Consider the following 11,298-nt stretch of genomic DNA (forward strand, 5'->3'; position numbering starts at 1 on the left):
ACGAACCTCTGGTGTTCCGGTTGTCACGCCAGTGGCATTGCCGGGTAGCTATGTTCGGGAAAGATAACCGCTGAAAGCATCTAAGCGGGAAACTTGCCTCAAGATGAGATCTCACTGGAACCTTGAGTTCCCTGAAGGGCCGTCGAAGATACGACGTTGATAGGTTGGGTGTGTAAGCGCTGTGAGGCGTTGAGCTAACCAATACTAATTGCCCGTGAGGCTTGACCATATAACACCCAAGCAATTTGAATGCTCGAAAGAGACCAGATTGCGGTGTGTGAAGACGCAATGAACCGAAAGTTCGCGCTGCTCACAAACACCTGTATCACATACCCGATTTGCTGAAGCGAGGCCAGCCGGTCACGAGTCAGTACCCGAATTTCTTGACGACCATAGAGCGTTGGAACCACCTGATCCCATCCCGAACTCAGAAGTGAAACGATGCATCGCCGATGGTAGTGTGGGGTTTCCCCATGTGAGAGTAGGTCATCGTCAAGATTAAATTCCAAAACCCCAATTGCGAAAGCAGTTGGGGTTTTGTTTTGCCCGCAGGAAAGTGCTTCGCTTGCCAATTAGCTTCTAACTGCTCCGATCTGACGCGAAAGCCACGCTCGGCTGTGGTCCAGAACACCACTAGCATGGTGGTAGGAAAATGAATAAAACCATGGGCGGACGAGGGCAGTAGATGTACTTCAACCGGTGCCGATTGTTGCCAACGCTCAGCGAGTTCCAGCGTGTCATCGCGCAGCGGATCCAGTTCACCGGTGAACATCAACGCCGGTGGCAATCCGCTCAAATCGCCGTAAAGCGGAGACAATGGCGCCTGTCGGCGTTCATCATCGCTCAGTCCTGGAGTCAGCAGGCGCAGCGCCTCAACCATGCCCGGGCCGTCGAGTACCAGCGTTTCTGCAGGTGCGGCGTGTACGCTCGGGGTGCCCGCGAGATCGTAGACGCCGTAATACAGCAAGGCGCCGCAGACGCGCTGCAACAAGCCGGGTGCTGGTTTGAGTGCCAATAACGTTGCGGTTGCCAAGTGCGCGCCCGCGGATTCACCGACAATGATCACCGGCAGGCCAACGAATTCCGTGCAATCGTCGCTCAGCAGCCAGCGTGCGGCGCAAAGACAATCCGCCATCAACGCCTCAACCGGCGTATTGACTGCCAACCGATAGTCAACAGACACCACTGCCACGTTGCAAGCCTTGACCATTGCGATGTTAAGGTCATCGTTCATCTGTGCATTGCCGATCACCCAGCCGCCACCGTGGTAATCAAGTACCACACCCTTGGGCTTTCCTTGTGCGCGGATGATTCGGACGGGCACTGAAGCCGCGTGCGAATGAACCACAGTGCTTTGCACTTGAAGGCCGTGCTTGACCGGTTTGTTCGCGCCGAGCATCTGACTGACGCGCAGCAATGCCTGGATCAAACGTGGCGTCAGCCGATTGCGAACGCGAAACCGCGGCAGCCAGGCGAGTTTGCGGTTGAAGCGCTGCATTTGCGCCAAATCACTTTCGGTGAACTCAAGCGTGTTATCAGCCAAATCCTTCCTCCCTCATCAGCAATTCCCACTTAACGATATAGGGTGTTACGGCGGAGCAGTGAAGGGCGCCTCGCGGTCAAGAACATTCACATCATTCCCCACCCGCTGCAAGGTTTCCGGTACCGCCAGCCACAACAGCACGAATGCCACCCCGGCTATCACCGCCAGGGTCAGAAATGCCGCGTTGTAACCGGCTTCCTGCAATACAACACCCGCAACGCTGGCACTTAATGCTGCGCCCAGACCAAACACCGTCGACAGGGCGCCAAGGCTGACATTGAAGTGGCCGGTGCCCAAGGTCAGATCTTTCACTACCACCGGAAACAGTGCGCCGAAGACTCCCGCGCCGACGCCGTCGAGCATCTGTACGGCAACCAGCCAGTAAGGGTCTGCGGACAAGGTGTAGAGCACACCGCGCAACGGCAGTATCAGGAAGCCCGCGAGCAGCAGCGGCTTGCGTCCCCACACATCGGCTTTGGCCCCAACCAGCAAGGCGACCGGCACCATGACCAGTTGCGCGGCGACGATACAGGCCGAAGTCAGGGGCGTCGCCATTTGCAAATTGACCTGCGCCAGCTTCTGGCTCACCAGTGGCAGCATCGCCGCGTTGGCCAAGTGGAAGAGGGCACAACAGATGGCGAACATCAGCAGCGCTTTGTTGGTCAGCAATACCGTCAATCCCGATGGCGTCTTGCCGTGCGCGGCGTCGCTTGGGTCGAGTCCGCGGGCGAGATCATGGTTGATGGCGTTGCTGTCGACGAAGCTCACGGCGATCACGCTGCACAGCGCCATGACCGCCATCAGATAGAACACCGCCACCGGCCCGAACAAGTAGGCAAACCCACCGGCCAGCAGCGCCGCGCAGGCGTTGCCGGCATGGTTGAAGGTCTCGTTGCGTCCGGTGCGCCGGGTGAACGCACGCGGGCCGGTGATGCCCAGGGAGATCGCCGAGATGGCCGGTGCGAATACCGATGCCGCTGCGGCGCTCAGCGCCTGAGTGATCGCCACCAGACTGAAGGACGTCACGAAGGGCAATACCACGCAACTGCCGGTCACCAGCAACGCAGCAATCGCGATGACCGCTCGTTTACTGCGCGTGTTGTCGACCAGCGCACCGGCGGGTGTCTGGGTGACAAGGGCGGCGACGCCAGCGAGGGTCATCACCAGCCCGATACTGGCCGGTTCCCAGTGATGCACGGCCAACAGGTAAATCGCCAGATACGGCCCGAGTCCGTCGCGCACATCGGCGAGGAAGAAATTCAGGCTGTCCAGCGAGAGGTTGTTGCGACGATCGGAGTGAGTGTCCACGCTGGCACCTTCGATATCGAGGTTGCGTAAAGTGACGCAACCTCCGTCAATTCAGTGAGTGGTCGTCTGCGGATTTAGTTGCACGGCGCTTATGTGGCCGCTCGACTCCGTTTTGAGTGGCCACGCTGCGAACGGCTCAGTTAATGCGTGGATGCTGCTGCACCAACTCCTTGCGTTTAGCTTCCAGTTCGGCGATTTCGGCGTCGATGTCTTCGATTTTCTGCTCGATGTGGTCGTGGTGTTCCTTGAGCAGTTCCTTGGCTTCCTCAAGGTCAGACGCCGCTGGTGCAGCACCCCGAAGCGGTTTGTTGGCGGTCTCTTTCATGGTCACGCCGGTGATCAGGCCGACCACGGCAATCACCATCAGGTAGTAGGCCGGCATGTACAGGTTGTCGGTACTTTCCACCAGCCAGGCCACGGCCGTCGGGGTCAGACCAGCAATCAGCACCGAGACGTTGAACGCAGCGGCCAGTGCGCTGTAGCGAATGTGCGTGGGGAACATCGCCGGCAGGGTCGAGGCCATGACGCCGATGAAGAAATTCAGCAACACCGCGAGGATCAGCAAACCGGAAAAGATCAGGCCGATCTTGCCGCTGTTGATCAGCATGAACGCCGGGATCGCCAGCAGAAACAGACCGATACTGCCGACAACAATGAAGGGCTTGCGGCCAATCTTGTCGCTGATAAAGCCGATTGCCGGCTGCACGAACAGCATGCCGACCATGATCGCGATGATGATCAGCACGCCACGGTTTTCGCTGTAGTGCAGGTTGTGCGACAAATAGCTCGGCATGTACGTCAGCAGCATGTAATAGGTGACGTTAGTCACCGCCACCACGCCGATGCAGGTCATCAGGCTGCGCCAGTGCTTGGTGGCGACTTCCTTGAACGAGACTTTCGGCCCGCCCGCCAGACCTTCACGGTCGCCTTCTTCGAGTTTTTTCGACGTGCTGCTGAAATGCCGGAGTTTCTTCCAGTGCATGCCGCAGATAGAGGCCGATCATACCCAGCGGCAGGGCGAGGAAGAACGGCAGGCGCCAGCCCCATTCGAGGAATTTCTCTTCGCCGATGATCGTCGAGATCAGCACCACCACGCCGGCACCGAGGACAAAACCGGCAATCGAGCCGAAGTCCAGCCAGCTGCCGAGGAAGCCGCGTTTGCGGTCGGGCGCGTATTCGGCGACGAAGATCGAGGCGCCGGTGTACTCACCGCCGACCGAAAAGCCCTGGGCCATTTTCGCCAGCAACAGCAGGATTGGTGCCCAGATGCCGATTGATTCATAGGACGGTATCAAGCCAATGGCGAAGGTGCTCAGCGACATGATCACGATGGTCGCGGCCAACACTTTTTGCCGCCCGTATTTGTCACCCAGTGCACCGAAGAACAGCCCGCCCAGCGGGCGAATCAGGAAGGGCACCGAAAAGGTCGCCAGCGCTGCAATCATCTGTACACCAGGATCAGCCCCGGGGAAGAAGATCTTGCCGAGTGCATAGGCGACAAATCCGTAGACCCCGAAGTCGAACCATTCCATGGCATTGCCCAGCGCGGCGGCGGTGATCGCTTTGCGCATCTTGGCGTCGTCGACAATGGTGATGTCTTTCAATCCAATGGGATTGACCTTGTTTTTCCTTGATTTCATGCGGGTCACTCATAGCTGAACGGATTCGATGCCATTGTTTTGGTGGCATGGGTTCTTTCCGTCAGATACAAGAAGACACGAAATAATTCACTGCTCGTGGCATTTTTGTCGTCCGCAGCCGCACAGGCGCCGCACAGCCCACTCGGCGATGATTACGCAAAAGCACAAGACGTCAGGCTGAAAACCCGGATAATGGCCGCCAATTCGTTTTTGCTCTCTGGTAAACCCGCATGGAAATCAAGGTCAACTTTCTCGACAACCTTCGACTTGAAGCCAAGTTCGACGACTTCACGGTGATCGCCGATCAGCCTATTCGCTACAAAGGCGATGGCTCGGCACCCGGGCCGTTCGACTACTTCCTGGCGTCGTCGGCCTTGTGCGCGGCTTACTTTGTGAAGCTGTATTGCGAAACGCGCAATATCCCGACCGTCAATATTCGCCTGTCGCAGAACAACATCGTCGACCCGGAAAACCGTTACAACCAGATCTTCAAGATTCAGGTCGAATTGCCGACGGACATCTCTGAAAAGGATCGCCTGGGCATTCTGCGTTCGATTGATCGCTGCACGGTGAAGAAGGTCGTGCAGACCGGTCCCGAGTTTGTGATCGAGGAAGTCGAAAACCTCGACGCCGATGCGCAGGCGCTGCTGATGCCGCATTCGACGTCGGACGCGGGCACTTACATCGTTGGTAAAGACCTGCCGCTTGAGCAGACCATCGCCAATATGTCGGGAATCCTCGCGGATCTGGGGATGAAGATCGAGATCGCCTCGTGGCGCAATATCGTGCCCAACGTCTGGTCGCTGCACATCCGTGACGCGCACTCGCCGATGTGCTTCACCAACGGCAAGGGCGCGACCAAAGAGGGCGCACTGGCCTCCGCACTGGGCGAGTTCATCGAGCGCCTGAACTGCAACTTCTTCTACAACGATCAATTCTGGGGCGAAGACATCGCCACCGCCGAGTTCGTGCATTACCCGAACGAGCGTTGGTTCAAACCCGGCCCGAAAGACGAGTTGCCGCCAGAGATTCTCGACGACTACTGCCTGGACATTTACAACCGCGACGGCGAACTCAAAGGCTCGCACCTGTACGACACCAACTCCGGCAACACCCAGCGTGGCATCTGCTCGTTGCCGTTCGTGCGCCAGTCGGATGGTGAGGTGGTGTACTTCCCGTCGAATCTGATCGAAAACCTGTTCCTGAGTAACGGCATGAGCGCCGGCAACACTCTGGCTGAAGCCCAGGTGCAATGCCTGTCGGAGATCTTCGAGCGCGCGGTCAAACGCGAAATCCTCGAAGGCGAAATGGCCCTGCCGGACGTGCCGCAGGAAGTACTGGAAAAGTACCCGAGCATTCTCGCCGGGATCAAAGGCCTGGAAGAGCAGGGCTTCCCGGTGCTGGTGAAGGATGCGTCGCTGGGCGGTGAATTCCCGGTGATGTGCGTGACCCTGATGAACCCGCGCACCGGTGGCGTGTTCGCCTCGTTCGGCGCGCACCCGAGCCTGGAAGTGGCGCTGGAGCGCAGCCTGACCGAGCTGCTGCAAGGCCGTAGCTTCGAAGGCTTGAACGATTTGCCGCAACCGACGTTCTCCGGCCAGGCAGTGACCGAACCGAACAACTTCGTCGAGCACTTCATCGACTCCAGCGGTGTGGTGTCGTGGCGCTTCTTCAGTGCCAAGTCTGACTTCGAATTCGTCGAGTGGGACTTCTCCGGTCACGGCGAAAACTCCAACGCCGAAGAAGCCGCAACGCTGTTCGGCATTCTTGAAAACCTGGGCAAAGAAGCCTACATGGCGGTCTACGACGATCTCGGCGCCAACGCTTGCCGGATCCTGGTGCCGGACTACTCGGAGATCTACCCGGTCGACGATCTGATCTGGGACAACACCAACAAAGCCCTGCAATTTCGCGCCGACATCCTCAACCTGCACAGCTTGAGCAAGGTCGGCCTGCGCAACCTCGCCCAGGGCCTGGAGAACAGCGAGCTGGATGATTACACCGACATCACCACGCTGATCGGCATCGAGTTCGACGACAACACACCGTGGGGCAAGTTGACCATTCTGGAGCTACGCCTGCTGATCTGCCTTGCCCTGCAGAAATTCGAGCAGGCCAAGGATCTGGTCGAAGCTTTCCTGCAATACAACGACAATACCGTCGAGCGCGGCTTGTTCTATCAGGCGGTGAATGTGTGTCTGGAAATGGAACTCGATGAAGACCTGGAACTGGCCGATTACGAAGCCAACTTCCGTCGCATGTTCGGCGACGAGCGCATGGACGCGGCGATTGGCTCGGTCAACGGCAGTGTGCGTTTCTACGGTCTGACACCGACCAGCATGAAGCTTGAGGGGCTGGATCGGCATCTGCGTCTGATCGACAGTTACAAGAAGCTGCACGCAGCAAGGGCGAATGCGGCGGCGTTGAAGCGCTGATAGCAGACGGTTACTTCTGCTGAGTAAACCTGTGGTGAGGGGATAAATCCCCGATGGCGCGCAAAGCGGGCCCGGCTTCTTCAACCAATAAAGAAGCGGGCCTGCTACGCAGTCCATCGGGGATAAATCCCCTCACCACAAATAAGTATTGTGGGGACAGGGAGATTCAAGGATTGAAGAGAATGTCGTGCAGCTGGTCACTTTCTGGTCACTTCAAAAGTTCATGAGCAAGACTCATCAATTGCGCCGATCAAGAATCAGCGCGTTGCCTCAGGGAGCACTGGGTCCCGGATCCATCGTGTGAAACGCACCGTCTGCCCCTTTGGCACAGAATTGTTTCGGCACTGGCGTTTCTACGGTGCTAGTGCCGACAACGGAAAGCGCGTTCAACTCGACGATGCAGCCTGCGCTGAAGGTGCTGAGTTTGACGATCTTCAGTTGCATCTCATAGTCCTGCCCCGGCTGCGGAATGAACGACACCGGTTTGGGCGAACAGGCGATCGAACCCACCATGCCAAAAACCGCCAGGAACGGTTTATTGGCTTCTACCACGTACTCGTCGAACTGTTTGGTGGTGCTGTTGATTTGCCGGGTGGTCTGGCTGGCCGGCATGCCGACCACACTGTTGCGATGGTCCGAATCCCTGAATGGATAGACCCCTGAACTGTCGTTATGCGCCATCTTCCAGCCGGACTCCTCAGGCGAACCTCCCTTGAATGTTTCATTCATGAACTTCTCACAGCTTTGACCGTTGAAGTATGCGCCGTGGGCGTTATCGCCGGTGATCAGTCGCACCCGGGCACTGTTGGCCGGATCGTACTTGGCCGCTTCGGTCTCGTTGCGGATGTCGATTTTACTGGTGGCGCAGCCGATGAGAGTCAAGCTGAGGGCGAGTGGGAGAAGCTGACGCATGGATGACCTTTCTGATATGGAAGGGATTGGGCGCTGCACCCGCATTCTCGGGAAGAGACCGGGTACATGAGGAGCGCCCGGTTTATAGCGGCCTGATGGCGTAAAGGTTTAGAAGAAAGGGCGCTGAAGCGGTGCTTAACGGAGTTGACCGGCTGGCTCAGCGTGCCTGGAAAATTGTCCAGCATGGTGCGATCAGCGTTTGCACTGCTCCTGCACCACCTGACAGGTGTTCGGCGTCCCTCCGGAGCGGCTCGCATAGCGCATGCAGTTATTCATCGACTTCTTGCGCGCCATGCTCAAGGTGTCGCCCCAGGCCAGACCACCTTCGCCGGAAGTGGGCACGGCTTTGGCGTAGCAGTTCGAGCCGTTGGTGGCGTAGCGTTTGCTCGAACAGCCGGCCGTCAGCGCCATGGCTGTGCCAAGCAGGGTCAGTAGCACCCAGGACGAGCATTGGCGTGCAGTGATTGTGGTCATCCGGGTTCCTCGTTGGGTCATGCGCCTCAATGGCCTCGCTGACAGGCGTTGGGCATTATCCAGCAATCGACATAAGGAAGCGTCCCCAATGCGTGCACCCACACTACACCTGATGTGCGGCAAGATCGCCTCGGGCAGATCCGCTGGACCAATCACTGGCTGAGCGAGTGTCGCACTGCCTGCATTATCTCGAAGTGGATGACGCCACCTGCCGTACTCGGTTGCCTGCACGCAACGCACTGGCCGAGCATGAATTCGCCGCTTCGGGTGCGGAGTTTGATTTAATCACTCGATACTTTAAGGTGCCGGAGGTAGGCGAGGGGCTGGAGATTCTCATGCACCGCAATCGCCAGCAGGGCTGGCTCTCACAATGATCTCAGTGACCCACCGTATGACCCTGCAAGAGTGAGCCTGCTCGCGATGGGGCCCTGTCAGGCATCCTGCAGACTTTGCTGCACAAACCGCTCGATCAACCACCGCGCCGCCGGCCCCGGTGGCAGGTCGGTGCGGTAGATGACATCGAACGGGTAGATGCCGCTCTGGTACTCCGGCAGGTTCAAGCGCACCAGGCGGCCAGACTGCAAATCCTCTTCGACCATCGGCAACGGCATATTCCCCCAGCCAATTCCTTCGCGCAGCAACATGTGCTTGGCACCCAGATCCGCCAAGCGCCAGGTGCGGTTGCTGAGGACGGCGAAGTCGCGATCCTTGGTCAGTTGTGAACGGTCGGAAAGAACCAGTTGCGTCAATTCACGCCCGGCCCCCGGTGTGTTCGCCTCACCTGAAGCCAACGGATGATTCGGTGCCGCCACCGGAATCAGCTCGACATTGCCTGCGCCAATCCGCTCGACCGCATCGATGCCTTCGTTCATTGGCCCACTGACGCCAATGATCGCCCCGCGATTGATCACTCGCTCCGTCACCGCCCCCCAACGCCTCCATGTGCAAGTGCAGGGCGACCGTGGGAAACGCCTCGCGAAAGGACTTCAACGCATCCACTACCCGCTGCGGCGGTAGCATCACGTCCAGCACCACGTGCACCTCAGCCTCCAGCCCCTGCAATAGGCCTTTGACCTTGGCGCGTAAGCCATGCACGCCGTTGGCGATGGTGCGCGCCTCTGCCAGTACGGTGCGGCCGGCCTCGGTCAGTTGCGGTTTGCGCGTGGTCTGGCGATCAAACAGCGTCACCCCCAGCTGTAACTCCAGGTTGGCCATCGAATAGCTGATCACCGACGTCGCACGGTGCAGCTTCCTCGCGGCGGCGGCGAAACTGCCCAGTTCCACCACCGTCAGAAACACCCGCAATTGATCCAGCGTCGGCGTGCCCGGGTCAGAAATCATGGCTGTTACCTCCTCATCATCAGCGAACCGGCATCGTCGCTGAGCGGCGTCAGCTTGTCTATTTTCTAGAACGTAATGATCGAAATTAGTCGGCTATTCAGATTAGCTGGCCGGGCGCACCATTTCCTCACTCGGACGATTCATCTCGGATCGCCCCTCCTTTGAAGGAAATACCATCATGACCACCACTGCAAACATCGCTAAAACCGCTACTGAACAAAGCCGCAATGACATCACTCAGGCCTCGGCCTCGTTGGTCGGCCGCGTTCTGCTCAGCGCGATCTTCATCCTCTCCGGTTTTTCCAAACTGGCCGCCCCGGCGATGATGATCGGTTACATCAGTTCTGTCGGTCTGCCATTGCCACAAGTGGCGCTGGCGCTGGCAATCATCGTTGAAATCGGTGGCGGCCTGGCGCTGATCGCCGGTTACCGCACCCGTACCGTTGCCGCTGTGTTGGCGGTGTTCAGCGTGGTCACGGCGCTGGCATTCCACAATGCGCTGGGCGATCAGAACCAGTTCATCCACTTCTTCAAGAACATCGCCATGGCCGGTGGCCTGTTGCAAGTGGTCGCGTTCGGTGCCGGTCGTTTCAGCCTTGATGCCCGTCGTCGCTGATCACTTGCTAATTCCTTCAACCGATCGAGGTCTCCCATGAAAGCCATCCGCGTGTACGAATACGGCAACCCCGAAGTGCTGCAACTGGAAGAAGTCGCCGACCCTGTGGCCGGTGAAGGTGAAGTGTTGATCGAAGTCGCCGGGGCAGGGGTCAACCCGATCGACTGGAAGGTGCTTTCCGGGGCGATGAAAGCGTTCATCCCACTGCCGCTGCCATTCACCCCCGGGCGTTGAAGTGTCTGGCAAGGTGATCGCCACCGGCCCAGGCGTGAGCGAATTCAAGCTCGGCGATGAAGTGTTTGGCTTCATCAACATCGTCGGTGGCTATGCGAGCAAATCCGTGGCCCCGGTGGCCAAACTGGCACTGAAACCGCAATCGCTCAGCGCCTTGCAGGCTGGCGCCGTTCCGGCCACCGCGCTCACCGCGTGGCAAGCGTTGACCGAGCACGCTGGCGTTCAGCGGCGGCAGAAAGTGCTGATCCACGCAGCCGCCGGTGGCGTGGGCAGCATGGCGGTGCAGATCGCCAAGTACCTGGGCGCTGAAGTCATCGCGACCGCTTCGGCCAGTAACCATGCCTATCTCACAAAGCTCGGTGCTGATCAGGTGATCGACTACACCACCGAGGCGTTTGAAGAGCGGGTATCCGAGGTCGACGTGGTGCTCGATCTGGTCGGCGGCGACACCCAGAACCGTTCGTTTCGCGTGTTGAAACGCGGCGGGCTGCTGGTCTCGCCGGTCAGTGCGCCGAGCATGACTCTGGCCAACGACCATGGCGTGACGCCGATCAACTTCGCCACTCGTTCCGATGGTGCGCAGTTGTCGCTGATTGCCGAACTGTTTTGATCGTGGCCACCTCACAGTCGACGTCGAAACCTCCCGCTGAGCGAGGCGCAACGTGCGCTCGAAAAAAGCCTGAGCCGCCGTGGTCATGGGCGGTTGGTCCTCGATACCACGCAGTAACCGCCGCACCCCTGTAGGAGCTGCCGCAGGCTGCGATCTTTTGATCTTCAAAAAGCAAAAAGATCGCA

Annotated in this window: 7 protein-coding genes, 2 rRNA genes and 4 pseudogenes; 7 read left to right on the top strand and 6 right to left on the bottom strand. The window is 58.6% G+C overall.

Going from position 1 to position 11,298, the window contains the following annotated elements; all coding sequences use genetic code 11:
- Together HT737_RS27570 and rrf are read left to right on the top strand one after the other, a co-directional pair.
- A 23S ribosomal RNA gene (locus HT737_RS27570) occupies window positions 1–229 on the top strand; the annotation flags it as partial.
- Between the two features lie 153 nt (window positions 230–382).
- Window positions 383–498, top strand: a 5S ribosomal RNA gene (gene rrf, locus HT737_RS27575).
- 74 nt (window positions 499–572) lie between these two features.
- On the opposite strand, the pseudogene HT737_RS27580 reads toward rrf, so the two are convergent.
- Window positions 573–1,441, bottom strand: a pseudogene (locus HT737_RS27580) (alpha/beta hydrolase).
- Between HT737_RS27580 and HT737_RS32040 the strand changes: the two are divergent.
- Window positions 1,340–1,576, top strand: a complete 237-nt coding sequence (locus tag HT737_RS32040) for a hypothetical protein (RefSeq protein ID WP_306287284.1) — start codon at window positions 1,340–1,342, stop codon at window positions 1,574–1,576. The pseudogene HT737_RS27580 and the gene HT737_RS32040 sit on opposite strands and share 102 nt — an antisense overlap.
- A 12-nt stretch (window positions 1,577–1,588) precedes the next feature.
- Here the strand turns inward: HT737_RS32040 and HT737_RS27585 are convergent, their stop codons facing one another.
- Both HT737_RS27585 and proP read right to left on the bottom strand, forming a co-directional pair.
- Window positions 1,589–2,851 carry an MFS transporter gene (locus tag HT737_RS27585; RefSeq protein ID WP_182404413.1) on the bottom strand — a complete coding sequence of 421 codons (1,263 nt, stop codon included), beginning with the start codon at window positions 2,849–2,851 and terminating at the stop codon, window positions 1,589–1,591.
- A gap of 136 nt (window positions 2,852–2,987) precedes the next feature.
- Window positions 2,988–4,491: pseudogene (gene proP, locus HT737_RS27590) on the bottom strand (glycine betaine/L-proline transporter ProP).
- A 230-nt stretch (window positions 4,492–4,721) separates the two neighbouring features.
- Between proP and HT737_RS27595 the strand changes: the two are divergent.
- A complete protein-coding gene (locus tag HT737_RS27595; RefSeq protein ID WP_182404414.1) occupies window positions 4,722–6,926 on the top strand; it encodes an OsmC domain/YcaO domain-containing protein in 2,205 nt (734 codons plus the stop codon).
- A 270-nt stretch (window positions 6,927–7,196) separates the two neighbouring features.
- On the opposite strand, the gene HT737_RS27600 is transcribed toward HT737_RS27595, so the two are convergent.
- The gene (locus HT737_RS27600; RefSeq protein WP_121185854.1) at window positions 7,197–7,838 is read right to left on the bottom strand and encodes a hypothetical protein; all 642 of its coding nucleotides are present in this window, start codon (window positions 7,836–7,838) and stop codon (window positions 7,197–7,199) included.
- Between the two features lie 192 nt (window positions 7,839–8,030).
- The gene (locus HT737_RS27605) at window positions 8,031–8,312 is read right to left on the bottom strand and encodes a hypothetical protein (RefSeq protein WP_182404415.1); all 282 of its coding nucleotides are present in this window, start codon (window positions 8,310–8,312) and stop codon (window positions 8,031–8,033) included.
- 167 nt (window positions 8,313–8,479) lie between these two features.
- On the opposite strand from HT737_RS27605, the gene HT737_RS27610 reads away from it, so the two are divergent.
- Window positions 8,480–8,686, top strand: a complete 207-nt coding sequence (locus tag HT737_RS27610) for a hypothetical protein (protein ID WP_374011201.1) — start codon at window positions 8,480–8,482, stop codon at window positions 8,684–8,686.
- A 57-nt stretch (window positions 8,687–8,743) separates the two neighbouring features.
- On the opposite strand, the pseudogene HT737_RS27615 reads toward HT737_RS27610, so the two are convergent.
- Window positions 8,744–9,653 (bottom strand): annotated as a pseudogene (locus HT737_RS27615) (LysR family transcriptional regulator).
- A 178-nt stretch (window positions 9,654–9,831) separates the two neighbouring features.
- Here HT737_RS27615 and HT737_RS27620 point away from each other — a divergent pair.
- Window positions 9,832–10,269, top strand: coding sequence for a DoxX family protein (locus HT737_RS27620; RefSeq protein ID WP_121185848.1), 438 nt, complete (start codon window positions 9,832–9,834; stop codon window positions 10,267–10,269).
- Between the two features lie 36 nt (window positions 10,270–10,305).
- A pseudogene (locus tag HT737_RS32870) lies at window positions 10,306–11,230 on the top strand (NADP-dependent oxidoreductase).
- Window positions 11,231–11,298 lie beyond the last annotated feature (68 nt).

It is taken from the genome of Pseudomonas sp. MD195_PC81_125, assembly GCF_014060985.1.
Classification (GTDB): Bacteria; Pseudomonadota; Gammaproteobacteria; order Pseudomonadales; family Pseudomonadaceae; genus Aquipseudomonas; species Aquipseudomonas parakoreensis.

Bases quoted from the DNA above. Each gene is read 5' to 3' on its own strand.
- HT737_RS32040 (WP_306287284.1), top strand. From the start codon at position 1,340: ATGAACCACAGTGCTTTGCACTTGAAGGCCGTGCTTGACCGGTTTGTT.
- HT737_RS27595 (WP_182404414.1), top strand. From the start codon at position 4,722: ATGGAAATCAAGGTCAACTTTCTCGACAACCTTCGACTTGAAGCCAAG.
- HT737_RS27600 (WP_121185854.1), bottom strand. From the start codon at position 7,838: ATGCGTCAGCTTCTCCCACTCGCCCTCAGCTTGACTCTCATCGGCTGC.
- HT737_RS27605 (WP_182404415.1), bottom strand. From the start codon at position 8,312: ATGACCACAATCACTGCACGCCAATGCTCGTCCTGGGTGCTACTGACC.
- HT737_RS27620 (WP_121185848.1), top strand. From the start codon at position 9,832: ATGACCACCACTGCAAACATCGCTAAAACCGCTACTGAACAAAGCCGC.